The organism is Streptomyces sp. NPDC002232 (assembly GCF_042890295.1).
In the GTDB taxonomy this organism is placed as follows: domain Bacteria; phylum Actinomycetota; class Actinomycetes; order Streptomycetales; family Streptomycetaceae; genus Streptomyces.
Window position 1 is genome coordinate 172,189 of sequence record NZ_JBIARV010000005.1, and the last position, 24,369, is coordinate 196,557.

Sequence of the window (24,369 nt, forward strand, 5' to 3'; positions counted from 1 at the left end):
GGGCGTCACGCGCGTGAGTTTCAGTGCCAGTACTTCATGGTCGAACCTCCTCCCCCGCTCGCGGGCGCAGGGTGACCTCGAAGCGGTCGAGACCGCGAAGGGTCAGATTGCGCCGGTGTTCCGGTGCCGCGACGGCCCGCGCGTGCGGGTAGTCCCTGGCCAGGGCCCCGAGGACCGATCCGGTGAGCCGGATCGCCATGGACGCGCCCAGGCAGGCGTGGGCCCCGCGTCCGAACCCGAGGTGCGGGTTCGGGGCGCGGTCGAGTCGCAGTTCTGTGGGGTGGCCGAACCGCAGCGGGTCGTGGTTGGCCGCGCCCAGGAGCAGCGTGACCGGATCACCCGCCTTGAGGGTGACGCCACCCAGTTCGGTGTCGGCGACGCAGACCCGGGCGTCCGCCTGGACCGGTGCGTCGTACCGGATGAGTTCGTCGACGGCCGTGGCCGGGCTCGCCCGGAAGGCGTCGAGTGCGCCGGGAGTGGTGAGGAGGGCGGCCGCCGCGTTGCCGAGGAGCCGCGACGCGGATTCGTAGCCCGCGTGGAGGACGGCGCGCAGACTGTTGCGCAGAACCGTTTCCTCCACACCGCTCTCCGCCGCGTGCTCCGCCACGTGGGCGATGAGGCCGCGCTCGGGCGGATCCGCGAGCCACCCGCCGGCGTACTCCGCGAGCCGTGCGCGGGCCGCGACGGCCGGCTCGTGCTTCTCGGGCCACAGGCCGGCGTCCATGCCGTCGACGACGGTGCGGGACATGGGCACGAACCAGTCGAGCCCGGGCGCGGGGACCCCGAGGAAGGCGGTGACGAAGCGGAGGGCGACCGGTTCGGCGAGCTCGCCGACGAGGTCGAAGGAGGGCCGTCGGGCCAGCTCGGCGAGCAGGTCCGCGATCCCGTGCTCCAGGCCGTCGTGCAGGGCCCGGCGGTCCTGGGCGCGGAAGCCGTCGAGCAGCAGGTGCCGGATGGCGGTGTGCTCCGGCGGGTCGAGGGTCTGGACGCTCAGCAGCGGCGCGGGGATGTCCTCCCCGGCGCGGCGCCAGTCGGAGGCGAAGCGGTCGCTGTCCGTGAGCACCGCGAGGCAGTCGGCGTGCCGGGTGAGGACCCAGGAACCGAGCAGTTCGTGCCAGAAGACCGGCGCGGTCTCCCGCAGCCGGGCATAGGCGGGGTAGGGGTTCCGCAGGACCGACGGGCGGACCAGATCCAGGATCGGGTCCACGGCTGCCGCTTGCTCCACGAAACGTCTCCCCCTGCGCATCGGGCCTGGTCCAGGCCTTGACTGCTTGCGAGTCGAGCGTGCGAGACGCCGGATCACCGGTGGGTGGAACGCCTCGTCCGTGCTTCACCGACCGTTCGCCGGTGCTTCCCCGTACATCATCCGAGCCGAGCGCCGGTGACGCTACCACGCAACTGGGGTGGCTGGTATGACTACCTGCCTCAGATCTTTCACAAAGCTTCGGGGAGTTACGGAAGATGACCGGTCAAGACCAGACAATCATCCACGATGTCCCGGTAAACGTGGCTCAACAGCCCAACCCCTACCCGCTCTTCGAGCGCATCCGGGAGCACGGAGTCGTCCAGCGCGTGCGGCTGAATCCCACCCTTGAAGTCTGGATGGTCACGGGTTACGACGAGGCCGTGGCCGCCCTCACCGACCCCCGCCTCAGCAGCAGCCCCGTCGGGGTCACCGGGCTCGAGGAGGAGATGGCCCACCAGGAACGCACCAACGTCCTGATGGCCAGCATGCTGGTCGCCGACGGCGAGGACCACACCCGGCTGCGCAACCTCGTCTCGAAGGCCTTCACCTTCCGCCGCGTGGAGGCGCTCGCGCCGCGCGTCCAGGCGCACACCGACGCCTTCCTCGACGCCATCGCACGGCGCGGATCCGCCGATCTGGTCTCCGAGTTCGCCCTGCCGCTGCCGATGGCGGTGCTCAGTGAGCTCATCGGCATCCCGGCCGAGGGCCAGCCGGACTTCGCCCGGCTCGCCGTCGGTCTGATCATGCCGCCCAACACCCCCGAGCGGCTCGCCAAGGGGGCACGGGCGCGCGCCGAACTCACCGAGTTCTTCGAGCCGTTGATCGCGGCACGCAAGGCGGACCCGAAGGACGACCTGCTGAGCGCGCTCTGCGCCGCGCAGGCCGAGGCGAGGATCAGCGACCGCGAGCTGACGGCCATGACCATCCTGCTGACGCTCGCCGGCCACGAGACGACGGCGAGCCTCATCGCGAACGGCGTCCACGCCCTGCTGCGCCACCCGGAGCAGTTCGCCGCGCTGCGCGACGACCCCTCGCTGCTGCCCGGCGCGATCGAGGAACTCCTGCGCTTCGAGGGGCCGGTGAGCCGGGGCGTCGCACGCTTCACGGTCGACGCGTACGAGATCGGCGGCGTCACCGTACCGCCCGGCGAGATGATCATCATCGGGCTCGCCGCGGCCAACCGCGACCCCGCACGCTACGACCGTGCCGACATCCTCGACGTCGCACGCCGCGAGGTTCCGCAACAGCTCGCTTTCGGCCACGGTGTGCATTTCTGCCTGGGCGCTCCGCTGGCCCGCGCGGAGGCCAGGATCGCCATCGGCACCCTGCTGCGGCGCTTCCCCGACCTCCGGCTCGCCGACCCGGACGCCGACCTGAGCCGCCGCGAGGGCATCCTGCGCGGCATGGCGACGCTGCCCGTGACCTTCACTCCCGAGGCCTGACCCGCGGCGACGGACGAAAGGACACCGGCACATGGGATCGACATCCGGCACCGCGGAGTTCGACGAGATCGCCCCGGGGTACGACGAGTCGCGCGGCGGTACGGAACGGGCGGCGGGCTTCGCCCGGATGCTGGCGCCGCTGCTCGACCCGGCCCGCCCGGTGCTCGACATCGGCGTGGGCACCGGCATCGTCGCGGCCGAACTGACCGCGCTCGGGCACACCGTGCACGGGCTCGACCTCTCGCCGGGGATGCTCGCCCGGGCGCGGGCCCGGCTCGGCGCGCGGGTGGCGGTGGCCGACGCCTGCCGTCTTCCGGTGCGGACCGGGTCGGTGGACCAGGCGGTGTCGACCTGGCTGCTGCACGCGGGGCCGGACAACCGGGCCGTCCTCGCCGAGGTGGCGCGGGTCCTCCGGCCGGGCGGGCGCTACCTGGTGATCCCGGCGGGCGGGACGCGGCCGACGGACGACATCGGGGTCCTCGTCGGGGAGTTGGAGGACGCCCTCGATCCGGAGGGCAGCCGCCGGGACGATCCGGAGCGGCTGGCCCCGATCGCCGCGGCCCACGGCCTCGTCTACGAGGGGACGGCCTCGGAGCGGCCCACGTCGTTCGCGGTCTCGCCGCGGGCGATGGCGGCGTCGCTGGCGCGGGGGCTGTTCACGGGGGCGTGGGCAGTGGGGGGCGGGGGGACGCGTCTGGTCGACGAGACGCGGGCCCGGCTTCTCGCTCTGCCGGACCCGGATGTCCCCCGCGTCCGCCGGGGCGCGGACGTCGCCCTCCGCTTCACCCGAACGCCCTGACGGAGCCACGCCCCGCCGGTGCGTTTCGGGGCCGCGCCCCTGCCGCCTCGCCGTTGTGGGCAGGCGTTCCGCAAGGGGCGGAACGGGTGGGCACAACGGGACGGCGCCCTGCCGGCGCCAGAGGCTCCTGGACCAGACCCGCACCCCCGCGCACGGTCACTGGGCGGTGCGGGCCAGGGCACAGAACGCGGAGGCGCCGCGAAGGGCGCCGTCCCGTGTGCCCACCCGTCCCGCCCCAGCGGGACGATTGCCCACACGGGCAGCGGGCGAGCGCCCACACGGGCGCGGGCGGACGGCCCGCGAAGGCGGAGGCCCCGGGCGGGGCCGCGCGGGCGCGGGGCATCGAGCCGCGCAGGCGCGGGCCCGCGTGGGCAGGAAGCACACGTGCGCGATCGCGTGGGCGGAAACCGCACGGACGCGATCGCGTGGACACCGCCCCGCGCAAGCGGGGGCTCTCGTGGACGCGGGCTCTAGTGGACGACGGCCCCCGCACGGGGCGGGCGCCGCACACAGGCCCGGGCGCAGGCTGTCGTGGCCGGGGGCTCGCCCGGGTGCGGCCTGTCCTCGCCGAGGGGCTCCCGGGCGCCGGTCGAGGGGTGGCGTAGCGAGGCGGGGCCGCGCAGGGGCCTCGCCTTCGTGGTGCGGGAGCTTGACGCCAGGGGCCCGGCCTCCGTCGTGCCGGAGCTTCAGACGCGGCCGCGCAGCGCCGCCTCGTACGCCTCGTCCGGGTCCAGGCGGCGGAGTTCCTCGGCGATCAGTTCCGCGGTCGTGCGGACCTTCAGCGCCAGGACCCGGTTCGGCTGGCCCGGGATCGCGAGGCGCGCGACCGGGCCCTCGGGGCGGTCGATGCGGATCTCGCCGTCCGCGGTGCCCATGCGGACGGCCGTGACGACGGGGCCGTCGGTGACGACCCGGTCGACGTCGACGCCGAGCCGGACCTCGAACCAGCGGGCGAGGAGTTCGGCGCTGGGGTTCTCCGCCTCGCTCTCGACGGCGGCGGAGGTGATGGTGAGCGGTGCCTGGTCGAGCGCGGCGGCGAGCATCGAGCGCCACGGGGTGAGCCGGGTCCAGGCGAGGTCGGTGTCGCCCGGGGCGTACGAGGCGGAGCGGCGCTCCAGCGCGGCGAGCGGGTCCTCGACCGCGTACATGTCGGTGATCCGGCGCTGCGCGAGCGAGCCGAGCGGGTCCCGGGACGGGACCTCGGGGGCGTCGACGGGCCACCAGACGACGATCGGGGCGTCCGGCAGGAGCAGCGGCAGGACCACGGAGTCGGCGCGGGAGCCGAGTTCGCCGTAGAGCCGGAGCAGGACCGTCTCGCCCGAGCCGGCGTCGGTGCCGAGCCGGACCTCGGCGTCGAGGCGGGTCTCGTTCCGCTCGCGGGGGGTGCGGGCGTGGCGCTTGATGACGACGAGGGTGCGGGAGGGGTGTTCCCGGGAGGCCTCGTTGGCCGCCTTGACGGAGTCGTAGGCGTTCTCCTCGTCGGTGACGACGATGAGGGTGAGCACGGCGCCGACGGCGGGAGTGCCGACGGCCCGGCGGCCCTGCAGGATGGCCTTGTTGATCTTGCTGGAGTCGGTGTCCGTCAGATCGATCTTCATGTGCGGCGCCCGTCCCTTCCTCTGCGGCGAGCCTAACTCTCCCGCGCGGCTTCCGTGTGCGGGTCCCCCCTCCCCTGCGGTCTACTCCGCTTCGGAGGGGCCCTGTTCCTCGGGGGAGGCCTGCGCGACGGCGCGGCGGCCGACGACGGCCGCGGCGGCGATCGCCGTACCGAGGAAGGCGGTGGCCACCACCCAGCGCCGGTCGAGGACGTGCCCGGTGGCGTGGTCCAGGGAGTAGCGTCCGGCGCCGGTGATGCCGATCGCGGCGGCGGTGAAGCCGAGGAAGGCCGGATACTCGAAGCCGCCGCCCTGGGCGAAGAAGCCGGCCGGGGCGTGCACGGCGACGGCTCCCGCCATGGCGCCGGCCGCGGCGGCGCCGGCGGCCGGGGTGGCGAGGCCGAGGGCGAGGAGGACGCCGCCGCCCGCCTCGCCGAGTCCGGCGGCGATCGCGCTCTCCCGGGGCGGGTGGAAGCCCATGGCCTCCATGCCCTTTGCGGTGCCCTCGATGCCGCCGCCCCCGAACCAGCCGAAGAGCTTCTGCGTGCCGTGCGCCGCGAGCACGGCGCCGGTGCCGAGCCTGAGCACGAGCAGCCCGAGGTCGCGTCGGTTGGGGTGGGCCATGGGTTCTCCAGGTGCCGTCGGCGGAGGCGTACGCCGCCCACTCTGGTCCGGCCCGCGCGCGGGCGCTCTCCGGGGGAAGCGCCGACTGCGCCATCCGAGTCATGTTTTGCAGCTTTTGCCCGTGATTGCTTGACTGGGTGGGCTTTCGTTCCCGAGGGAAGTGGGTCCGCATGTCCGCCGAGTCCGCCGAGACCGCAGCGCTGCGGGAGAAGGTCCGGGCGCTGATGCCCCGGGCGAAGGAGGACCTGACCGCGCTGGTGGCGATGCGTTCGGTCGCCGACCCGCGCCAGTTCCCGCCCGAGGAGTGCGCCAGGACCGCCGACTTCCTCGTACAGGCCTTCACCGAGGCGGGACTCCGGGACATGCGGCGGGTGACCACCCCGGACGGCACGGACGCGGTGGTGGGTCACGCGCCGGGGCCCGAGGGGGCGCCGACGGTCCTGCTCTACTGCCACTACGACGTACAGCCGCCCCTGGACGACGCGGCCTGGCGGACCCCTCCCTTCGAGCTGACCGAGCGGGACGGGCGCTGGTACGGGCGCGGCGCCGCCGACTGCAAGGGCAACATCGCCATGCACCTGACGGCGCTGCGGGCGCTCGGCGGACCGGAGGGCCGGGGCTTCCCCGTGAACGTCAAGTTCGTGGCGGAGGGTTCGGAGGAGCAGGGGACGGGCGGGCTGGAGCAGCTGGTGCCGCTGCGGCCCGAACTCTTCGCCGCGGACACCCTGCTGGTCTGCGACACCGGCAACTTCGCGCTCGGCCTGCCCACCGCCACCACCTCCCTGCGCGGACTCGCCAACGTGGTGGTCACGGTCTCCACCCTCAAGGGCGAGATGCACTCGGGGATGTTCGGCGGCCCGGCGCCCGACGCGCTGGCCGCGCTCGTCCGGATCCTCGACGGCCTCCGCGACGAGCACGGGAACACCGCGGTCAAGGGGCTCTCCGGGGACGGCGTCTGGGACGGCGTCGACTATCCGGCCGGGCAGTTCCGTGAGGACGCCGGCGTCCTCGACGGGGTGTCCCTCGTCGGCACGGGCTCGGTCGCCGACGAGCTGTGGGCCCGGCCCGCCGTCACCGTCCTGGGCATCGACTGCCCGCCGGTGGTGGGCTCCACGGCCGCGATCCAGGCGACGGTACGGGCCAGGGTCAGCCTCCGCGTGCCGCCGGGGATCGCCCCGGACGACGCGCTGCGCGCGCTCACCGACCATCTGACGGCGTCCGCCCCGTGGGGCGCCCGGGTCGAGGTGGAGCCGGAGAGCGGCGGCGGGCCGTTCAGGGCCCGCACCGACGGGCCCGCCTACCGGGCGCTGGGGGCGGCGCTCCGCGAGGCGTACGGGAAGGACATGGTCCAGGCGGGGCAGGGCGGGTCGATCCCGCTGTGCAACGTGCTCGCCGCGCACTTCCCGGAGGCGGAGATCGCCCTGATCGGGGTCGAGGAACCGGCCTGCCTCATCCACGCGCCGAACGAGAGCGTGGACCCCTCGGAGATCGAGCACATGGCGCTGGCCGAGGCCCTGTTCCTGAGCTCCTACGCCACCGCGCGCTGAACCGTCATCCGTAGAGAAAGGACCGGTGCGGTCCCATGACACAGACTCACGACACTCCGCACGACCGATCCGCCCGTACGGACCTGCCGCCCGGTCCGCTGGGGATGCTGGCGGGCTTCGCCTGGCAGGCCCTGGTCGTCGCCGGGCTCGTCTCGCTCGTCCTGGGCGTCCTGGTGCTGGCCTGGCCGGAGGCCACCCTGAAGGTGGTGGGGGTGCTCTTCGGCGTGTACCTGCTGCTCAGCGGCGTGGTGCAGCTGGTCGCCGCCTTCGGCACGCACGCCACCACCGCGCTGCGGGTCATGGCCTTCATCAGCGGCGCGCTGTCGATCCTGCTCGGTCTCTTCTGCTTCCGGGGCGCGGCGCAGTCGATCCTGCTGCTCGCGCTGTGGATCGGGATCGGCTGGCTCTTCCGCGGCATCATGCAGACGGTGGCGGCGGCCTCCGACCCCACGATGCCGGCGCGCGGCTGGCAGGTCTTCCTGGGCATCGTGAGCGCGCTCGCCGGAGTCGTGCTGATCGTGTCCCCGCTGACGTCCGCGGCGGTGCTCACCGTCCTCGGCGGCATCTGGCTGCTCGTCGTGGGGGTCACCGAGATCGTCACGGCCTTCATGGTCCGCTCCCGCGCCAAGGACCTCCCCGCGGGCGTGTGAACCCCACCGCCCGGGAGGGCCGTCCACCGCGCCCGACGCCCGACGCCCGCCCGCGGTCCGTCCCGACCCCGGGCGGGCGGTGGGCGGGCTTGACGCGTGCGCTACATTTTGCCGGTCCTTGACCACCGATCGCCCCGATCGCGACCTTCCGGAGCCGGCACCTCATGAGCGACATCGTCAACGGCCTCGGCCGGGCCGGCGCCTACGGCGCCCTCGGCGTGGTCCTGCTGATCCTGGGCATCGTGCTCGTGGACGTGCTGACCCCCGGCAAGCTCGGGCGCCAGATCTGGGAGGACCGCAACCGCAACGCCGCGCTGCTGCTGAGCTCGGCGCTCCTCGGCGTCGGCGGCATCGTCTTCACCTCGATCTGGACGACGTACGACGACTTCGGCAAGGGGCTGCTCTCGACGGCCGCCTTCGGTCTCCTCGGCCTGGTGATGATGGCGGTGGCCTTCCTCGTCGTCGACCTGGTCACGCCGGGGAAGCTGGGCGCCACGCTCGTCGACCCCGAACCCCACCCGGCGGTCTGGGTGACCGCCTCGTGCAACCTCGCGGTCTCGGCGATCGTCTCGGCCTCGATCGCCTGATCCCCGCCCCGCGCCCGGCCTTTCAGGACTCCAGGGGCTCCACCTCCAGGAAGCGCCGGCCGCGCGGGCCCTTGTAGAGGAGGGCGTCCCAGCCGAGCCGCGCCAGGACCGGCACGCAGGCCCCGAGCGCCGTCGCCTCCTCCTGGGCCGCCCCCGCCCCGGGCGGGCCGAGCCACTCCACCACGGCCGTGCCGGACCGCTCCCCCGCCGTGACCCGGTACCCGGTGGAGAGCCGCGTCCCGGCGGAGTCCACCGACGAGGGCGCGATCCCGCCGGACTCCAGGGCGAGGGCCACCGCCCGGACCGGCCGGCCGCGCTCCCAGGCGGCGGGCACGGCCCTCGGGTCGCCGCCCCCGCTCAGCGTCAGCCGCCTGATCTGGAGGAGCCCGTCGACGGCCGCCCGGATCTCCCGCGACCGCTGCTCGGCCCCGTCCGGGGGCAGCGGCGGCCCGTCGCCCGTGGCCGCCTCGAACCCACCCGAGCCGCTTCCCCCGCCGGGCGTCACAGCAGCCGCCGGATGTCGCCGCGCACCCGGTAGAAGCCGCCCGCGGCCGGGTGCAGCGCGTCCACCACGTACCGCGCTCCGGGCTCCCGGATCGCGCGCGGGAACTGCACGTTCCACGCGGAGTCGTATCCCTGCGAGACGACCCGCACCCGGGTCCTGCCCGCCTCGGTCACGCACTCCACGACCACCGAGCCGGCCGGGGCGTCGCTGACGGCGGCCACGGCGGTCACGGTCGTCGCGGGCTCGTACACCGGCAGGGCGGCGGCGAGCTTGATGTCACGGGCGACCGGGACGGTGCCGCCCTTGGCGGCCTCGATCGCCGCCTCGCTCGCGTCCACGCAGACGAGGGATCCGTCCGTGGTCACCAGGTAGAGCCGCTCGTCGCGGTACTGCATGGAGAGCGCCGAGCCGCCGCCGGTGCCGAGCTTCCAGAGCCGGGTGCCGTCCTCGGCGAAGCAGTAGACCGAGGAGGACGAGTCCCCGGCGAAGACGAACCGGCCGCCGGCCGAGGTGGCGCAGGAGTACACCGGGCTGTCGCAGGAGTACACCGCCTCCACGCGGCCGTCCTTCTTGGCGAGCCGCAGCACCTTCTTGCGGGACGTGCCCGCGTACACCGCGGTGTCCTCCTGCCAGCCGAAGAGGACCCCGCCCTCGGTGGCCGTGTGCCACAGCTCGCCGCCGCCGTCCGGCGCGTGGGCGGCGACGCCCCGGGTGTCGCCGTAGTAGACGGCGTCCCCGTCGGCGCGGACCATCCAGGCGTGCTCCCCGGCACCGGAGCGCGCCCACTGGTGCTCGTCCTCGTGGTCGATGACCGTGAGCCGGCCGGAGCGGTCGGCGACGTTCAGCACGCCCTCGTGGATGTCGAGCCAGAAGATGTCGACGTCGGTGGCGATGTCGTACGCGGCGAACGGAAGCTTGGACGACAGGTCGTACACCTTGCCGTCGTCGCAGCCCGCGTAGATCCAGAAGTCGTCGGCGACCAGGCACTTGACCCCGTCCGGCAGGCTGAACCGGGCCTGGACCTCGCCGGCGCGGTCGAGGGTGAACACGTCCCCCGCCTGATTGCCCACCCAGCAGCGCTCCTCGTCGACGTGGATGCCGAAGGCGGCCGAGCCGGTGCGGAAGCGCCACAGGACGGGGGCGACGGCCCGCGCGGTGGAGGGCGCGGAGGTGACCTCGCGGCGCGTCACGGCGCGCGCGGCGCGCTGCCCCCGGACGGCCGGGGCGTATCCCTTGCGGACCTTCTCGCCGATCTTCTTCGCCGCGGCGGCCTGGGCCTTCGCCGCCGTCGGGAACGTGGAGCGCTGGGTCTGGCCGTCCGCGCCGATCCGGCCGTAACGGACCGACACCGCGAGGTCCTCGACGGTCACTTCGTAGAACTTGTGGGCACCGCCGCCGTCCTGCGACAGCTCCAGATAGGTCGTCGTCGTCATGGTGAAAACGGTAGGGGGCACCACTGACAACGACCCCCGGTGAGGCTCTGGCCAGGGGACGGACGGACCAAGGAAGCCCAAGGGGCCGAGAGACCAAGGGGGCGACAGACCTGACAGACCTAGGGGCCGAGAGCCCAAGGGACCGAGCGACCAAGGCCCGAGCGGCGCGGCCCGACCGGCCGCCCGTCCGGGGATCAGTCCGTCGGCGGTGCGTGGGACAGCGGGTCGGCCAGGACGTCGTGGAGGACGAGGGCCGCCGCGCCCCGCGAGGCGTCCGTGGCCGCGGACGCCGGACGCAGGCGGGCCGCGTCCGGGGTCCAGAGTCCGGAGACGACGCGGGCGCAGAGCTCCTCGGCGAGGGCGGGCGCCAGCCAGGGCATCAGCCGGGGGTAGCTGCCGCCGAGGACGACCGCCTCGGGGTCGAGGAGGTTCACGGCGCCGGACAGGGCGCGGCCGAGCATCCGGCCCGCCTCGGCGAGGGCGGTGAGGACGTGCGCCTCCCCCGCCTCGGCCCGGCGCGCGAGGTCCGGGACATCGCGCGCGTCCGCCGAGGCGAGGAGCGCGGCCTGGCCGGCGTACTGCTCCAGGCAGCCTCGGGAGCCGCAGCGGCAGCGCGGTCCTCCGGCGTCGACGACGAGGTGGCCGATCTCTCCGGCGAAGCCGTGGGCGCCGCGCAGGAGTTCGCCGTGCACGACGATCGCGCCGCCGACGCCGATCTCCCCCGTGACGTGCAGGAAGGTGCGGATCTCGCCGAGGGAGCCGGACCACAGCTCGGCGAGGGCCGCCATGTTCGCCTCGTTGTCGGAGGTGAGCGGGAGACCGGCGGTGGCGGGGCGGCGTGCGGCGAGGGCCTTGCCGAAGAGGGCCTCGGCGGGGACCTCGTTCCATCCGAGGTTGGGGGCCTGCCGGACGGTCCCGTCGCGGACGAGCCCGGGGAGCGCGAGTCCGGCGCCGGCCGCGGCGAGGCCCGCTCCGGCGGCCTCGTCCAGGGCTTCGGCGGCGATGCGGGCGGCGCGGGCGAGGACGTCGGCGGCGCGGGCGTCGCGGTTGTCGAGGCGCTCGGTGCGGTGGACGCGGTCGGTGCCGGTGAGGTCGACGACGCGGACGGTGACGTAGTCGACGTTGATCTCGACGCCGAGACCGGCGGGTCCGGTGTCGGCCGGTGTCAGCACGGTGCCGGGGCGTCCCGCCTGGCCGCTGAACGTCTTTCCCTTCTCGACGAGGAAGCCGAGGTCGAGAAGCTGCTCGACGAGCGAGGAGACGGCGGGCCGGGTGAGGCCGACGCGGGCCGCGACGGCGGCCCGGGTCGTCTCGCCGGCCTCGTGGACGGTCCGCAGGACGAGGCTCAGGTTGTGCCTGCGCACTCCCGACTTGTCGGCCTTGGGGCCCGTGGGCTGGTTCATGGTGAGCGAGAGCCTAGTCGCCCCTTTCGCCCTCACGAAAACAGTTCGGTGACCGAACTCTTCCACGTTAGGCTCCGGTCATGACGCTTCCGCGCGACTACCGCGGTCAGGCCTGCGCCCTCGCCCGCTCGATGGAGATCGTCGGCGAGCGCTGGACGCTGCTGGTCCTGCGCGACGCCTTCTACGGGGTCCGCAGGTTCGGCGACTTCGCCGCGCACCTGGGCGTCCCCCGGGCCGTCCTCACCGACCGGCTCGCCCGCCTCACCGAGACGGGCGTGCTCGCGCGCCTCCCCGGGGAGGGCACGGGCCGCCGCGAGGTCTACGGACTCACGCCCAAGGGGACCGCGCTCTGGCCGGCCGTCCGTTCCCTCACCGCCTGGGGCGAGGAGTTCTACGCGGCGCCGGGCGGCCCGCGACGGGTCTTCCTGCACGCCGAGGACCAGGACGCGGTCGCGCCCGACGGGCGGTGCGAGGGCTGCGGCGCGGCCGTGCCCGTCCAGGACCTGCTGGTCGCCCCCGGCCCGGGCCTCGCCCCCTCGGCCCCGGACGACGACCCGGTGACGGCGGCACTCGCCCGACCCCACCGGCTGCTCACCCCCCTGCCCACCACCGCGCCCCCGGGGCGCTCCACGAAGGGTTCACCCCGATGAAGATCCTGGTCGTCGGCGCCGGTGCCACCGGTGGCTACTTCGGCGCCCTGCTCGCCCGCGCCGGCGAGGACGTCACCTTCCTGGTCCGGCCGGCCCGCGCGGCGGCGCTGCGCGAGCGCGGGCTGCGGGTCGTGGGCCGGGACGAGGAGTGGACGGTGCGGCCCCGGCTCGTCACGGCCGACGAGCTGCGCGCGCCGTACGACCTCGTGCTGCTGTCCGTGAAGTCCACCGGACTCGACCGCGCGATCGCGGACGTGGCGCCCGCCGTCGGACCGGACACGGCGGTGGTGCCGCTCCTCAACGGCCTCGCCCACCTCGACGCGCTCAACGCCCGCTTCGGGACGACGGCCGTGCTCGGCGGCGTCGCCAAGGTGGTCACCACCCTCGACGACGCGGGCGACATCCGGCGGCTCGCCCCCCTGGCCCACCTGGCCTTCGGCGAGCAGGACGCACCGGCCGGGACGGTCTCCGCGCGCGTGGCGCGGATCCGCGAGGTCCTGGAGGGCGCGGGGATCGACGCGCCGGTGCCGGCCGACATCCTCACGGCGATGTGGCACAAGTGGGTGTTCATCACGACGTTCGGCGCGGTGACGAGCCTCATGCGCGGCACGGTCGGCGAGGTGTACGACACGGAGGGCGGTCCGGCCCTGGGCCCGGCGGTGCTCGACGAGGCCGCCGCGGTCGCGGCGGCGGCCGGGCACCCCGTACCGGATCAGGAGCGCGCGGCGACGCTCGCCGTGGTGTCCGCGCCGGGTTCGCCGATGGTGCCGTCCCTCTACCGCGATCTGGCGGCGGGCCGCCCCACCGAGGTCGAGCACCTCTTCGGCGACCTGACGGCGCGGGCGCGGGCGCTCGGCGTGGCGACCCCGCTCCTCGATCTGGCGACCCTGCACCTGCGGGTCCACCAGCGCAGGACCGCCGGCGCCTGACCCGCCGGGGAGGAGGCGCCCTCCCCCGCACGGCGGAGCGGGAGCGGCCCCCGGGGCGATGCCCGGGGGCGCGACCGCACGACAGGCTGAGTGCATGATGAAGCTCAAGGCCCTTCCGGGCGTGCCCCGTTGGGCCGTACTCGCCGCGCACGCCGTTCCGCTGCTCGTCCTGCCGTCGGGGATCTGGCGTGTCGCCCTCACCTTCGGTGCGCCGGTCGCCCGGGTGGACGACCCGAGCCCCGGACTCGCCGCGTACCAGCTCGGCCTCACCGTCCTCGCCGAGCTGCTCGCCTTCCTGACGCTGGGTCTGGTCCGGGGGTGGGGCGAGGTGTTCCCCCGCAGGCTGCCCTTCTTCGGCGGACGCCCGGTCTCCGTGCGCGGCGCGACCGTCGCCGCGCTGGCGGGCGCGACCGGACTCGCGGCCCTGACCTGCTGGTTCACGTACGTGGCGTACGCGGACGTCACGGAGTACTCCCCGCTCGCCCATGTCCAGGGCCCGTTCCAGGAGACCCTGCTCCGTCTCTGCTACCTGCCGCTCGTGGCCTGGGCCCCGCTGCTGGCCGCGGTGGCGGTCGCCTACCACCGTCGCCGCCGAGGCCTTACGTCAACATCGTTGACGCGGTGAGAGGACGGCGGTTCGATGCTGCCGTCGAGGCGGTCCACCGCCCGGCGACGCGCCTCCGCCATCCCAGGAAGGGCACCACCATGTCCACGTCCAGCGACCTCGAGCTCGCCTACCTGCCCGCCACCGAGGCCCTGCGCCGGTTCCGCGACCGCTCCCTGTCCCCGGTCGAGTTGATGACCGCGGTCATCGCGCGCGCCGAGGCCGTCGAGTCCGAGGTCAACGCGCTCGCCGAGCGGACCGTCGAACTGGCCCTCGCCGGAGCGCGCGAGGCCGAGGCGCGGTACGCGGGCAAGGGGGACGCGCCCCGGGCCCTGGAGGGGCTGCCGGTGGCGACGAAGGAGGAGCAGCCGCTCGCGGGCCGCCGCAGTACGGACGGTTCGCTGGCCTTCCGCGACGCGATCGCCGAGGAGACGCACCCGGTCGTCGAGCGCGTCCAGGCCGCGGGCGGCATCGTGCACGCGCGCACGACCACCCCGGAGTTCAGCTGCGCGGCCTTCACGCAGTCGCGGCTGTGGGGCGTGACGCGCAACCCGTGGAACCCGGAGTTCAGTCCGGGCGGTTCCTCGGGCGGCGCCGGTGCCGCGCTGGCGGCCGGCGAGACGACGCTCGCGACCGGCTCCGACATCGGCGGCTCCATCCGCATCCCCGCCTCCTTCACGGGCACGGTCGGCTACAAGCCGCCGTACGGCCGGGTGCCGGCGATGGCGCCGTTCAACCTCGACACGTACTGCCACGACGGCCCGATGGCGCGGACGGTCGCCGACTGCGCCCTCCTCCAGAACGTCATCGCGGGGCCGCACCCGCTCGACGCGGTGTCCCTGCGCCCGAAGGTCACACTGCCGGAGCGCTTCGACGCACTGGCGGACGCGGGAGTCGCGGGCCTGCGGGTGGCGCTGTCCGTCACCCTCGGGGACTGGCCGGTCGATCCCGAGGTCGAGGCCCACACCCGTGCCGTCGCGGAGGCGCTGCGCGCGGCCGGGGCGGTCGTCGAGGAGGTGGAGGTCCCGATCACGCGGGCGGTCGTGACGCAGGCCGCGATGATCCACTTCGGCTCGGTCTTCGGTCCGTACGTCGCCTCGGTCGCCGCGGAGCACGGTGACCTGCTGACCGCGTACGCGCTCGACTTCGCCGAGCGGACCGCCGAGGCCGTACGCGAGCCCGGCAGCATCATGCGCGGCCTGGAGCTGGAGGCCTCGGTGCAGCGGACGCTCGGCCTCCTCCTCGACCGTCACGATCTGCTGCTGTGCCCGACGATGGCCGTCCCGGGGCTGCGGGCCGACGACGACCACCTCGCGACCAAGGTCGTGATCGGCGGCGTCGAGCTGGACTCGTACCTGGAGGCCGCGATGACCACGCCGTTCAACATCGCGAGCCGCTGCCCGGTCCTGAGCGTGCCCTCGGGCCTCGCCTCGAACGGAGTCCCGACCGGCGTCCAGCTCGTCGGACGCACCTACGACGACCTGACCGTCTTCCGCGCGGCGGCGGCGATCGAGGCGGTCCGGCCGTGGAACCGGCGCCCGGTGCTCTGAACGGGAGGCGGTCCGCCCGTGGAACCGGCGCCCGGCGCTGTGAACTGCGGCGGCCCGCATGGGCCCATGGGTGGGGAGCCGCAGGCCCGGACGATAATGATCGAAGTGAGTACACGTACTCAGGTGCCGCCCGGCGGACTTCTTCATGCTGGGAGCCCACGACGGATCGCCACAGGAGCACGCATGGACCACGCCATACAGCTGCGCACCGCCGCACCCGGGGACCTCGACTGGATCCACGAGCTGCGGCACCGGGTGTACGCGGAGGAGCTGGGCCAGCATCAGGCGGACCCGTCCAGGCGGTTGAGCGACGGGCTCGACGGCGACAACGTGTACCTCGTGGCTGCGCGCGGGGACACGCGGATCGGTTTCGTCAGCCTCACCCCGCCGTGGGTCGGTCGCTACTCGCTGGACAAGTACCTCACCCGTGAGGAACTGCCGGTCCTGTCCGAGGAGTCGCCCTTCGAGATCCGCGTCCTGACCGTCGAGGAGCGCTGGCGCTCCACCGCGGCGGCGCCGCTCCTGATGTACGCGGCGCTGCGCTGGGTCGCGGCGCGGGGCGGCCGCCGGGTGGTGGCGATGGGCCGCACGGAGCTGCTGGACATGTACCTCGCCGCCGGACTCCGGCCGGTGGGCCGGACGGTCCGCTCGGGCGCGGTCTCCTTCGAGGTGCTGACCGGAGACGTGGCCGAGCTGACGAGGACGGTCCGCGACCGTCACGGCCGGACCCTGGACCGGTTGCGGGAGGGCCTCGACTGGCGGCTGGACGCGGACTTCGCACCGCGCGCGGACGGCTGCGAGCACGGCGGCGCCTTCTTCTCGGCGATCGGTACGGACTTCCGGACGCTGAGCCGCCGTCACCAGGTGGTCGCCGCCGACGTGCTGGACGCCTGGTTCCCCCCGTCCCCGGAGGTCCGCGCGGCGCTGACGGAGGATGCGGGGTGGACGGCGCGCACCTCCCCGCCCACCGGGGCGGAAGGACTGCTCGCGGAGATCGCCGGGGCGCGCGGGCTGCCGGTGGAGTCGCTGGCCGTGGGGGCGGGTTCGTCCGATCTGATCTTCCGGGCGTTCGGCCGCTGGCTGACTCCGGAGAGCCGGGTGCTGCTCCTGGACCCGACCTACGGCGAGTACGCCCATGTCACCGAGCGGGTCATCGGCTGCCGGGTGGACCGGCTCCGGCTGCGGCGGGAGGACGGCTGGGTGCTCGATCCGGCCCGGCTCGCCGCCGCGACCGAGGACGGCCGGTACGACCTCGTGGTGGTGGTCAACCCGAACAACCCGACCGGCCGCCACGCGCCGGCCGACGCGCTGCGCGCGGTGATCGAGGCGTCGCCCGCCCGGACCCGATGGTGGATCGACGAGGCGTACCTGGGGTACGTCGACCCCGCCGAGTCGCTGGCCGGGCTCGCCTCGGTCGATCCCCGGGTGGTGGTGTGCACGTCGCTGTCGAAGATGTACGCGCTGTCGGGCATGCGGGCGGCGTATCTGGTGGCCGACCCCGACACGGCCGGTGAGCTGCGCCGCTGGACTCCGCCGTGGCCCGTCAGCCTGCCGGCCCAGCTGGCCGCCGTGACGGCGCTGCGCGACCCCGCGTACTACGCGGAGCGCTGGGCCCGCACCGGGGAGCTGCGACGGGAGCTCGCCGCCGCGCTGGCGGAGCTCGACGGGTTCGCCTCGGTCGACGAGGGCCTGGCGAACTTCCTCACCGTGACCCTGCCGCCGGACGGACCGAGCGCCGCCCGGCTGGTGCGCGAGTGCCGCCGCCACGACGTCTATCTGCGAGACCTGTCGCCGATGTCCCCGGCGTTCGAGGGGCGGACCTTCCGCGTCGCCGTCCGCGACACCGCGGAGAACGCGCGGGTCGTGGCGGCGTGCCGGAGCGCCCTGGACGCGCTGCGCGCGGGGGCGTCGGCTGCGGTCCCGGCGCGGGACCGGGTCGCGGCGGGTGCGGCGGGCGGCGGGGCGGCCCGGTGACGACGGTTCCCGGTCTCGTGCCCTACCTCGGTGGGGCGCTGGCGGTCGGCGGGCTCGCGGTGGCGGCGACCCGGCGGCGCGAGCTGATCCTGCGCTGGTGCGTGTGGGCGCTCGGAGTGCCCCTGGTCACGGGCGCGTTCTGGCTCGGGCCGCCCGGGATCGCGGTGCTGGGCTCCGTGGTCGGGGTCGTCGCGGTGCTGGAGTTCGGCGCTCTGCTGCGGCTGGGCCCGGTGGACCGGGCGGTGCTCGGCGCGGCCGTGGTGGGCCTGGTCCTGACCGCGTGGCTGGCACCCGGGGAGCTGCTCCGGGTCGCGGCGGTCGGGGCGCTCGCTATCGCCGGTGTGCCCCTGCTGAGCGGTGACGCCGAACACGGGCTGCGCCGGCTGGGGGCGGGCCTGCTCGGTCTCGTGTGGCTGGGCGTGCTGGCCGGGCTCATCCCTTTGGGCGCGACGGGGCTCGTCCTGTTCGTGGCCGTGTCGATCGCCGACATCGTCGCGTTCGCGGCCGGTCCCCGTCTCGGCGGCCCCCCGCTCTCCCCGCTGTCGCCCGCCAAGCGGTGGAGCGGCACGCTGGCCGGGGCGGCGGCCGGTCTGCTGACGCTGGCCCTGCTGTCGTCCCTGACGTGGCAGACGGCGGTGGCCGTGGCGGTCGGCGGGCCGCTCGGGGACCTGCTGGAGTCGATGGTGAAGCGGGGCGCCCGGGTGAAGGACTCCGGCCGCTGGCTGGCCGGCTCGGGCGGCCTCCTGGACCGCGTCGACTCCCTGCTCGTCGCGCTGGCGCTGCTGCTGGTCCTGAGCTGAACGGTGACCCGCCCCGCAGCGGTTGCGGGGCGGCCGTCCCCCGTCGTCGGCGGGTGCCGGGGCCCCTCGTCTGCCGTGGGTACGCGCCTCAGGGCCGTCCGCCGCGCCGGACGTAGGTGTCGTTCGCGGTCGGCATCGAGTTGTGGGCGGCGAAGGAGTTGAAGGAGACCTTGTCGGTCCGGGCCTGGCGCAGCGCCCGCTGTTCCTGGAGCACGCCGTCGACCGTGTCGGAACCGCCGCCGCCCCTGCGGAGCAGGGTGACGATCATCAGCGCCCCGCTGCCGCCGAGGACGCCGAACAGGATGAGTAGCGAAGTCATGGTGCCTCCCCCGTCGTTTGCCGCAGGGTAACCCGCAGCTCGGCCCGGGGAACAGGAGTGCGCGGGCCGGTGTCCGGGAGGCGAGCGTCGCCCGGAGGGCGGCCCCCCGGGGTCTGGTGCGTGCTCTCGGTGCCGACGGGCTCGCGGGGCTGCTCGCCGACCCCACGGCGTACGAGACGTTCGACCCGGACGCGGCCGGGGCACGCTCGATGGCCTTCGAGCACCTGGACCGACTGGCCCTGGAGCATCTGCTCGGCGTGCGCCGAACCGTCTGCCGCGCACGGCCCTGACAGACTACGTACCGCAAGGGCGACGGCGCCGCCTGGGACAGGGCCGCCGCCCGACCCGGACCGTCCCCGAGGAACCGTGATGCGTGTCGCCCTCTTCGTCACCTGCGTCAACGACGCCGTCTTCCCCTCGACGGGCGTGGCCACGGTCCGGCTCCTCGAACGGCTGGGCGTGGACGTCGACTTCCCGGCGGCGCAGTCCTGCTGCGGGCAGCCGCAGTTCAACACCGGCTACCGCGCGGAGACCGAGCCGCTGGTGCGGCGCACGGTCCGGGCCTTCGAGGGCTACGACCACGTCGTCACCCCGTCCGGCTCGTGCGCGGCGATGGTCCGGCACCACTACCCGTCCTTCGGCGCGGACGCGGCGGACCTGGCGCCGCGCGTGTACGAGCTGACGGAGTTCCTGGTGGACGTGCTCGGCGTGACCGACGTGGGCGCCTACTTCCCGCACCGGGTGACGTACCACCCCTCCTGTCACGGCCTGCGGCTGCTCGGGCTGGGCGACCGGCCCCGACGGCTCCTCGAGGCGGTGAAGGGCCTGGCGCTCGCGGAACTGCCGGGCGCGGAGGAGTGCTGCGGCTTCGGCGGCACGTTCGCGGTGAAGAACCCCGACGTCTCGGCGGCCATGGGCGCCGACAAGATCACGAACGCGCTGTCCACGGGCGCCGAGGTGCTGTGCGGCGCGGACAACTCCTGTCTGCTGCACGTGGGCGGCATGCTGAGACGCCAGGAGGCGCCGCTGCGGGCGCTGCACCTGGCGGAGATCCTGGCGAGCACGGAAGAGGAGCCCTGGCGTTGAGCGGAACCTTCGTGGGCATGCCCGCCTTTCCCGAGGCGGCACGGGAGGCGGTGGGGGATCCGACGCTGCGCGCCAACCTCCGGCACGCCACCCACACCATCCGCGACAAGCGCGCGCGGGCCGTGGCCGAGCTGGACGACTGGGCCGCCCTCCGCGAGGCGGGCCGGCGCATCAAGGACCGGACACTCCGTCACCTGGACATGTATCTGCTCCAGTTGGAGGAGTCGGTCACGGCGGCGGGCGGCACCGTGCACTGGGCGACCGATGCCGAGGAGGCGAACCGGATCGTCACGGAACTCGTGCGCGCCACCGGGGAGACCGAGGTCGTCAAGGTCAAGTCGATGGCCACGCAGGAGATCGGGCTCAACGAGCATCTGGAGGCCGAGGGCATCGCCGCGTACGAGACGGACCTCGCGGAGTTGATCGTGCAGCTCGGCGAGGACCGTCCGTCGCACATCCTGGTGCCCGCCATCCACCGCAACCGGGGCGAGATCCGCGACATCTTCCGCGACAGGATGGGCCATTGGGGCCGCCCGGCGCCGGAGGGGCTGAGCGACACCCCGGCGGATCTCGCGGAGGCGGCCCGGCTGCACCTGCGCGAGAAGTTCCTCCGGGCCCGGGTCGGGATCTCGGGCGCGAATTTCATGGTCGCCGAGACCGGCACGCTCGTGGTGGTGGAGTCCGAGGGCAACGGCCGCATGTGCCTCACCCTGCCCGAGACGCTCATCTCGGTCGTCGGCATCGAGAAGGTGGTGCCGACGTGGCGCGACCTGGAGGTCTTCCTCCAGACGCTCCCCCGCTCCTCGACGGCCGAGCGGATGAACCCGTACACCAGCATGTGGACCGGGACCGCCGACGGCGACGGACCGGCCGCCTTCCACCTGGTCCTCCTCGACAACGGCCGCACCGACGCCCTCGCCGACGAGGTCGGACGGCAGGCGCTGCGCTGCATCCGCTGCTCGGCCTGCCTCAACGTCTGCCCGGTGTACGAGCGGGCCGGCGGTCACGCGTACGGCTCGGTCTACCCGGGACCGATCGGCGCCATCCTGACGCCGCAGCTGCGGGGCACGGCGAGCGAGGTCGACGCCTCCCTGCCGTACGCCTCCTCGCTGTGCGGCGCCTGCTACGAGGTGTGCCCGGTCGCCATCGACATCCCCGAAGTCCTGGTGCACCTGCGGGAGAAGGTCGCTCGGGAGGGCGGGAAGGGACACCGCCTGGAGCGGGCCGCCGTCAAGGCGTCGACCTGGATCCTGGACCATCCGGGCGCGCTCGCGACCGGGGAACGGCTCGCGTCGGCGGCCCGGAAGGCGCTCCCGAGGCGGCTGCCCGGACCGGGCGCCCGCCAGTGGACCGACCACCGCGACCTTCCGGAACTGCCCGAAGAGCCGTTCCGCGACTGGTGGAGGAAGAACCGCGCATGACGCCGACCGGTGGAGGAGAAACCACGATGACGCCGACCGGTGGAGAAGGAAACCACGCACGACGCCGACCGGTGAGGAAGAACCGCGCATGACGCTCCCGGTCCACGCACCCGCCCGCCCTCCGAGGAGCGACCGCCCATGACCGACTCCCGCGCACGGATCCTCGCCCGGGTCCGCGCCGCCGTCGCGGACGCGCCCGAGGCCGTCCCCGTCGCCCGCGACTACCGCACCAGCCACACCCCGGACGATCCGGACGCCCTGCTCGACCTCCTCCAGGAGAACCTCGCCGACTACCGGGCGCACGTCCACCGCACCGCGCCCGGCGATCTGCCCGGGCTCGTCGCGCGACGGCTCGCGGAGCGCGGTGCCCGCAGCGTCGTCGTCCCGCCCGGCCTGCCGGAGGCGTGGCTCGCCACGACCGAGGCCGTGCGGCGGTTCGACGAACCCCGCCTGGATCCGTACGCGCTCGACGGCTCGGACGCCGTGGTGACGGGGTGCGCGGTGGCGATCGCCGAGACCGGCACGATCGTCCTCGACGGGGGCCCGGGCCAGGGCCGCCGGGCCCTCACCCTCGTCCCCGACCTGCACCTGTGTGTGGTGCGGGCCCCGGACCAGGTGGTGGCCTCGGTGCCGCTCGCGCTCCCTCGGCTCGATCCCGGGCGCCCCCTGACCTGGATCTCCGGCCCGTCCGCCACGAGCGACATCGAACTCGACCGGGTGGAGGGCGTCCACGGCCCGCGGACCCTGGAGGTCCTGCTGGTGACGGGAGCCTGAGCGCCCCCGTCGCCGGGGTCTTCTCGCGAGTGCCGGCGGCCCTGGCGACGGTGAGCTTCGCCATCAGCCGACGCCTCCTCGTCACGTACACCGTACGTCTGGGGGCGGCCGGGTTCACGCCGGTGACCGACGAGAGCGGTCGGAAGCGGTATGTGCCGCCGGGCGGCCAACTACCGGGCCACGGAGCTCCCTTGGCCCGCTGAGACCCATCGCGATCCCGCGCGACGGATCACGGCGTCTTCGCCCAGACGCCGTCACGCATGAGGTGACGGCCCACCAGTTCGGGCTCCTCGTGCCAGGCTTCGACGGCGGTGGGGCGCACCCGGAACCAGTGGTAGGCCGGGCCGGAGCCGCGCGGATCCCAGCCCGTCTTCGCGTGGAACGCGTCCGCCACTTCCGTCGGCACCTCCTCCGGGGTGTGTACCGTGACGTCGCCGTCCAGCAGGACGACGTCCCGGGTGTGCCCGAGTGCCAGCCGCACGCGGCCCCCGCCCGCGAGGTTGCGGCCGGTGGGGTTGCCGATGCGCGTGCAGAGCCACAGGTGCGGGGAGTCCCAGAGGAAGGCGAGCGGAACGAGGTACGGCTCCCCGGCCGCGCCGGCCGTGGCCACCCAGATGTCCTGCTCCGCTTCGAGTCGGCCGAGCACGTCCCGTATGCGGTGGGCGGTGTCACGCAGAGGCTGAGTGTTCGTCATGATCGGGAGGTTACGCCTCCGTTCCACTCACGCCCGTTGCTCAGGGGCGGAGCAGGGGGAAGGCAGCGTCGGTCCAGAGCGCACGGAGGTCGGTGCGGCCGTCCTCACCGCCCCCCTGCCCCCTCTCCTCGACGCGGCCACCACCGTCGTCCCCCGGCTCCTCCTCCGTCCGCCACACCCTCACCCGCCGCGCGGTGTCCTCGTACGGCGGCCAGCCCGGGTCCCCGGTGGCCGCGAAGCCCGCCCAGGCCGACACCATCCGGCGCGACAGGTCGCGGTCGGCCGGGGTGGGGGCGCCGCCGATGAGGAAGGCCGCGCAGTCCTCGTCCACGGTGCCGAAGGCGAACGGGACGTCGCCGCAGTGCCAGGCCCGTACGGGCCCGTGCGGACCGGCGCGGCGGCGGTCGAAGCGGGACAGGAACGCCCGGCCGCCGCCCCGTGCGTGCTCCTCGGCCAGCCGGTGCGCGTACTCCCCGAAGAGGAGGTCGCCGAAGACGGCCAGGTACACGTCGAGCACGGGAGCTCCCGGCAGGGCGGCGCGGTAGCCGTCGACCAGACCGTCGGGGACTCCGAAGTCGGTCGCGAATCGGTCGAGTTGTTCTTCCGTGGTGACCTTCGCGCTGCTGCCGACGGCGTCGAGGAGCCAGTACTCCTCCGTGGTGTGGCAGACGAGCAGGTCCACCTCCCGTCCGGCACCGGCGGCAAGGGCCGCGAGGGGGTCGAGGGGCAGGACGTCGCCGTCCAGGACGGGCGCGTAGAGCGAGGGGTCGTAGTGGCGGGAACCGGAGGCGGGATCCCGCCGGTACGCCTCGACGACCCGGTCGGTCGCCGCGACCAAGGCCTCCGGCGTCGCGGAGGCCAGACCCTCGGGGGTGGCCGGACGGCCCGCCGCGGCGGCGACCTCGCGCGTGGTCGCGGCGGCGATGGAGAGCGTGTGGTGCGGGCTCGCGGGACTGTGGAGGACGGCGCGGCGGAAGAGGCCACGGGCCCGGTCCATCACCATGAGGCAGGCCACCGAGGCGGCCCCGGAGGACTGGCCGGCGACCGTGACGTTGCCCGGGTCGCCGCCGAACGCGGCGATGTTCTCCCGCACCCAGCGCAGGGCGGCGACCTGGTCGAGGAGCCCCCGGTTGTCGGGGAAGACGGTCCGGTCGGCGGCGGGCACGTGCCCGAAGCCCTCGAAGCCGAGCCGGTGGTTGAGGGTGACCACGACCAGACCGGCGCGGGCGAGGGCGAGGCCGTCGAAGTCCGGCTGCGCCGAGGAGCCGAACGTGTAGGCGCCGCCGTGGATCCAGACCAGGACGGGCAGGGAACCGCCGCCCGGCGCGGGGGTCCACACGTTGACCGTGAGGACGTCCTCGTCACCGGGCGACCACACCGGCGCGCCGGGCAGCTCCGCCGACTGCGGGGCGATCGGGCCGAAGGCCGTCCCGTCCCGCACCCCGGTCCACGCGGCGGCAGGGGCGGGCTCCCGGAACCTGAGGGCGCCGAACGGCGGTGCCGCGTAAGGGATTCCGAGTACGGCGACGACCTCGTCGGAGGCCCGGAAGCCCCGCACCGCACCGTGTGTCGTCTCGAAGATGTCCATGGCCCGAGCCTGCCAGCGCTCCCCTCGTCCGCGCCAACACCGAGATGATGACGATTGACCCGTCCGCGATGTCAATGCGGGCCTGGGGAGGATGCCTGCCGCGGTGCACGGCAGTCGCGCCTCCACTCGGGACGGTCCGGTTCACAGGG

24 protein-coding genes are annotated in these 24,369 nt (G+C 74.4%); 15 read left to right on the forward strand and 9 right to left on the reverse strand.

The features are described from left to right. Nucleotides 1-34: 34 nt before the first annotated feature. Entirely contained in the window at nucleotides 35-1,225 is a 1,191-nt protein-coding gene (locus ACFYXU_RS23915; protein ID WP_389459838.1) for a cytochrome P450, read from the reverse strand. Between the two features lie 281 nt (nucleotides 1,226-1,506). Between ACFYXU_RS23915 and ACFYXU_RS23920 the strand changes: the two genes are divergently transcribed. Further along, nucleotides 1,507-2,688 carry a cytochrome P450 gene (locus ACFYXU_RS23920; protein WP_389459840.1) on the forward strand — a complete coding sequence of 394 codons (1,182 nt, stop codon included), beginning with the start codon at nucleotides 1,507-1,509 and terminating at the stop codon, nucleotides 2,686-2,688. Nucleotides 2,689-2,719: 31 nt separating this feature from the next. Further along, on the forward strand, nucleotides 2,720-3,487 hold the full coding sequence (locus ACFYXU_RS23925) for a class I SAM-dependent methyltransferase (protein WP_389459842.1): 768 nt from the start codon (nucleotides 2,720-2,722) through the stop codon (nucleotides 3,485-3,487). Nucleotides 3,488-4,173: 686 nt separating this feature from the next. On the opposite strand, the gene opcA is transcribed toward ACFYXU_RS23925, so the two are convergent. Together opcA and ACFYXU_RS23935 are read right to left on the reverse strand one after the other, a co-directional pair. Then, complete coding sequence (gene opcA / locus ACFYXU_RS23930; protein WP_361405005.1) at nucleotides 4,174-5,085, reverse strand: glucose-6-phosphate dehydrogenase assembly protein OpcA; 912 nt, start codon at nucleotides 5,083-5,085, stop codon at nucleotides 4,174-4,176. A gap of 81 nt (nucleotides 5,086-5,166) precedes the next feature. Beyond that, nucleotides 5,167-5,706, reverse strand: a complete 540-nt coding sequence (locus tag ACFYXU_RS23935) for a DoxX family protein (RefSeq protein WP_376511624.1) — start codon at nucleotides 5,704-5,706, stop codon at nucleotides 5,167-5,169. 170 nt (nucleotides 5,707-5,876) lie between these two features. On the opposite strand from ACFYXU_RS23935, the gene ACFYXU_RS23940 reads away from it, so the two are divergent. The 3 genes from ACFYXU_RS23940 to ACFYXU_RS23950 all read left to right on the forward strand — a co-directional run bounded on the left by ACFYXU_RS23940 (nucleotide 5,877) and on the right by ACFYXU_RS23950 (nucleotide 8,490). Then, nucleotides 5,877-7,253 carry a dipeptidase gene (locus ACFYXU_RS23940; protein WP_376511626.1) on the forward strand — a complete coding sequence of 459 codons (1,377 nt, stop codon included), beginning with the start codon at nucleotides 5,877-5,879 and terminating at the stop codon, nucleotides 7,251-7,253. Nucleotides 7,254-7,288: 35 nt separating this feature from the next. Beyond that, nucleotides 7,289-7,903, forward strand: coding sequence for an HdeD family acid-resistance protein (locus ACFYXU_RS23945; protein ID WP_361404998.1), 615 nt, complete (start codon nucleotides 7,289-7,291; stop codon nucleotides 7,901-7,903). Nucleotides 7,904-8,067: 164 nt separating this feature from the next. Further along, on the forward strand, nucleotides 8,068-8,490 hold the full coding sequence (locus ACFYXU_RS23950) for a DUF350 domain-containing protein (RefSeq protein ID WP_329853530.1): 423 nt from the start codon (nucleotides 8,068-8,070) through the stop codon (nucleotides 8,488-8,490). A gap of 22 nt (nucleotides 8,491-8,512) precedes the next feature. On the opposite strand, the gene ACFYXU_RS23955 is transcribed toward ACFYXU_RS23950, so the two are convergent. From ACFYXU_RS23955 to ACFYXU_RS23965, 3 genes are all read right to left on the reverse strand, one after another. Then, nucleotides 8,513-8,995 carry a hypothetical protein gene (locus ACFYXU_RS23955; protein ID WP_389406201.1) on the reverse strand — a complete coding sequence of 161 codons (483 nt, stop codon included), beginning with the start codon at nucleotides 8,993-8,995 and terminating at the stop codon, nucleotides 8,513-8,515. Next, the gene (locus tag ACFYXU_RS23960) at nucleotides 8,992-10,428 is read right to left on the reverse strand and encodes a WGR domain-containing protein (protein ID WP_361404992.1); all 1,437 of its coding nucleotides are present in this window, start codon (nucleotides 10,426-10,428) and stop codon (nucleotides 8,992-8,994) included. The genes ACFYXU_RS23955 and ACFYXU_RS23960 overlap by 4 nt, the downstream gene beginning before the upstream one ends. 194 nt (nucleotides 10,429-10,622) lie before the next feature. Further along, nucleotides 10,623-11,831, reverse strand: a complete 1,209-nt coding sequence (locus ACFYXU_RS23965) for an ROK family protein (protein WP_376511632.1) — start codon at nucleotides 11,829-11,831, stop codon at nucleotides 10,623-10,625. A gap of 80 nt (nucleotides 11,832-11,911) precedes the next feature. On the opposite strand from ACFYXU_RS23965, the gene ACFYXU_RS23970 reads away from it, so the two are divergent. The 6 genes from ACFYXU_RS23970 to ACFYXU_RS23995 all read left to right on the forward strand — a co-directional run bounded on the left by ACFYXU_RS23970 (nucleotide 11,912) and on the right by ACFYXU_RS23995 (nucleotide 18,338). Then, nucleotides 11,912-12,481, forward strand: coding sequence for a winged helix-turn-helix transcriptional regulator (locus ACFYXU_RS23970; protein ID WP_389406202.1), 570 nt, complete (start codon nucleotides 11,912-11,914; stop codon nucleotides 12,479-12,481). After that, nucleotides 12,478-13,410, forward strand: a complete 933-nt coding sequence (locus tag ACFYXU_RS23975; RefSeq protein ID WP_389406203.1) for a ketopantoate reductase family protein — start codon at nucleotides 12,478-12,480, stop codon at nucleotides 13,408-13,410. Before ACFYXU_RS23970 ends, ACFYXU_RS23975 begins: the two co-directional genes overlap by 4 nt. Nucleotides 13,411-13,504: 94 nt before the next feature. Further along, nucleotides 13,505-14,035, forward strand: a complete 531-nt coding sequence (locus tag ACFYXU_RS23980; RefSeq protein ID WP_389406204.1) for a hypothetical protein — start codon at nucleotides 13,505-13,507, stop codon at nucleotides 14,033-14,035. Nucleotides 14,036-14,115: 80 nt separating this feature from the next. Further along, entirely contained in the window at nucleotides 14,116-15,564 is a 1,449-nt protein-coding gene (locus ACFYXU_RS23985; protein WP_389406205.1) for an amidase, read from the forward strand. Nucleotides 15,565-15,747: 183 nt separating this feature from the next. Beyond that, the gene (locus ACFYXU_RS23990) at nucleotides 15,748-17,538 is read left to right on the forward strand and encodes an aminotransferase class I/II-fold pyridoxal phosphate-dependent enzyme (RefSeq protein WP_389406206.1); all 1,791 of its coding nucleotides are present in this window, start codon (nucleotides 15,748-15,750) and stop codon (nucleotides 17,536-17,538) included. Continuing rightward, a complete protein-coding gene (locus ACFYXU_RS23995; RefSeq protein ID WP_389406207.1) occupies nucleotides 17,535-18,338 on the forward strand; it encodes a phosphatidate cytidylyltransferase in 804 nt (267 codons plus the stop codon). Before ACFYXU_RS23990 ends, ACFYXU_RS23995 begins: the two co-directional genes overlap by 4 nt. Before the next feature lie 88 nt (nucleotides 18,339-18,426). On the opposite strand, the gene ACFYXU_RS24000 is transcribed toward ACFYXU_RS23995, so the two are convergent. Then, nucleotides 18,427-18,657, reverse strand: a complete 231-nt coding sequence (locus ACFYXU_RS24000) for a hypothetical protein (protein WP_389406208.1) — start codon at nucleotides 18,655-18,657, stop codon at nucleotides 18,427-18,429. 116 nt (nucleotides 18,658-18,773) lie between these two features. Here ACFYXU_RS24000 and ACFYXU_RS24005 point away from each other — a divergent pair, with 116 nt between their 5' ends. From ACFYXU_RS24005 to ACFYXU_RS24020, 4 genes are all read left to right on the forward strand, one after another. Continuing rightward, complete coding sequence (locus tag ACFYXU_RS24005; RefSeq protein ID WP_389406468.1) at nucleotides 18,774-18,947, forward strand: hypothetical protein; 174 nt, start codon at nucleotides 18,774-18,776, stop codon at nucleotides 18,945-18,947. Between the two features lie 79 nt (nucleotides 18,948-19,026). Further along, the gene (locus ACFYXU_RS24010; RefSeq protein WP_389459844.1) at nucleotides 19,027-19,743 is read left to right on the forward strand and encodes a (Fe-S)-binding protein; all 717 of its coding nucleotides are present in this window, start codon (nucleotides 19,027-19,029) and stop codon (nucleotides 19,741-19,743) included. Next, nucleotides 19,740-21,164, forward strand: a complete 1,425-nt coding sequence (locus ACFYXU_RS24015) for a LutB/LldF family L-lactate oxidation iron-sulfur protein (protein ID WP_389459846.1) — start codon at nucleotides 19,740-19,742, stop codon at nucleotides 21,162-21,164. Before ACFYXU_RS24010 ends, ACFYXU_RS24015 begins: the two co-directional genes overlap by 4 nt. 138 nt (nucleotides 21,165-21,302) lie before the next feature. Continuing rightward, nucleotides 21,303-21,938 carry a lactate utilization protein C gene (locus ACFYXU_RS24020; RefSeq protein WP_389406211.1) on the forward strand — a complete coding sequence of 212 codons (636 nt, stop codon included), beginning with the start codon at nucleotides 21,303-21,305 and terminating at the stop codon, nucleotides 21,936-21,938. A 229-nt stretch (nucleotides 21,939-22,167) separates the two neighbouring features. Here the strand turns inward: ACFYXU_RS24020 and ACFYXU_RS24025 are convergent, their stop codons facing one another. Together ACFYXU_RS24025 and ACFYXU_RS24030 are read right to left on the reverse strand one after the other, a co-directional pair. Next, entirely contained in the window at nucleotides 22,168-22,632 is a 465-nt protein-coding gene (locus ACFYXU_RS24025) for a pyridoxamine 5'-phosphate oxidase family protein (protein WP_389459848.1), read from the reverse strand. A gap of 40 nt (nucleotides 22,633-22,672) precedes the next feature. After that, on the reverse strand, nucleotides 22,673-24,220 hold the full coding sequence (locus tag ACFYXU_RS24030) for a carboxylesterase/lipase family protein (RefSeq protein WP_389459850.1): 1,548 nt from the start codon (nucleotides 24,218-24,220) through the stop codon (nucleotides 22,673-22,675). Nucleotides 24,221-24,369 lie beyond the last annotated feature (149 nt).

Coding starts and splice junctions, on each gene's coding strand:
- ACFYXU_RS23960 (WP_361404992.1), bottom strand. CDS start 10,428: ATGACGACGACGACCTATCTGGAGCTGTCGCAGGACGGCGGCGGTGCC.
- ACFYXU_RS24025 (WP_389459848.1), bottom strand. CDS start 22,632: ATGACGAACACTCAGCCTCTGCGTGACACCGCCCACCGCATACGGGAC.
- ACFYXU_RS23980 (WP_389406204.1), top strand. CDS start 13,505: ATGATGAAGCTCAAGGCCCTTCCGGGCGTGCCCCGTTGGGCCGTACTC.
- ACFYXU_RS23990 (WP_389406206.1), top strand. CDS start 15,748: ATGGACCACGCCATACAGCTGCGCACCGCCGCACCCGGGGACCTCGAC.
- ACFYXU_RS24010 (WP_389459844.1), top strand. CDS start 19,027: ATGCGTGTCGCCCTCTTCGTCACCTGCGTCAACGACGCCGTCTTCCCC.
- ACFYXU_RS24000 (WP_389406208.1), bottom strand. CDS start 18,657: ATGACTTCGCTACTCATCCTGTTCGGCGTCCTCGGCGGCAGCGGGGCG.
- ACFYXU_RS23950 (WP_329853530.1), top strand. CDS start 8,068: ATGAGCGACATCGTCAACGGCCTCGGCCGGGCCGGCGCCTACGGCGCC.
- ACFYXU_RS23970 (WP_389406202.1), top strand. CDS start 11,912: ATGACGCTTCCGCGCGACTACCGCGGTCAGGCCTGCGCCCTCGCCCGC.
- ACFYXU_RS23925 (WP_389459842.1), top strand. CDS start 2,720: ATGGGATCGACATCCGGCACCGCGGAGTTCGACGAGATCGCCCCGGGG.
- ACFYXU_RS23945 (WP_361404998.1), top strand. CDS start 7,289: ATGACACAGACTCACGACACTCCGCACGACCGATCCGCCCGTACGGAC.
- ACFYXU_RS23935 (WP_376511624.1), bottom strand. CDS start 5,706: ATGGCCCACCCCAACCGACGCGACCTCGGGCTGCTCGTGCTCAGGCTC.
- ACFYXU_RS23985 (WP_389406205.1), top strand. CDS start 14,116: ATGTCCACGTCCAGCGACCTCGAGCTCGCCTACCTGCCCGCCACCGAG.
- ACFYXU_RS23965 (WP_376511632.1), bottom strand. CDS start 11,831: ATGAACCAGCCCACGGGCCCCAAGGCCGACAAGTCGGGAGTGCGCAGG.
- ACFYXU_RS23940 (WP_376511626.1), top strand. CDS start 5,877: ATGTCCGCCGAGTCCGCCGAGACCGCAGCGCTGCGGGAGAAGGTCCGG.
- opcA (WP_361405005.1), bottom strand. CDS start 5,085: ATGAAGATCGATCTGACGGACACCGACTCCAGCAAGATCAACAAGGCC.
- ACFYXU_RS24030 (WP_389459850.1), bottom strand. CDS start 24,220: ATGGACATCTTCGAGACGACACACGGTGCGGTGCGGGGCTTCCGGGCC.
- ACFYXU_RS24020 (WP_389406211.1), top strand. CDS start 21,303: ATGACCGACTCCCGCGCACGGATCCTCGCCCGGGTCCGCGCCGCCGTC.
- ACFYXU_RS23975 (WP_389406203.1), top strand. CDS start 12,478: ATGAAGATCCTGGTCGTCGGCGCCGGTGCCACCGGTGGCTACTTCGGC.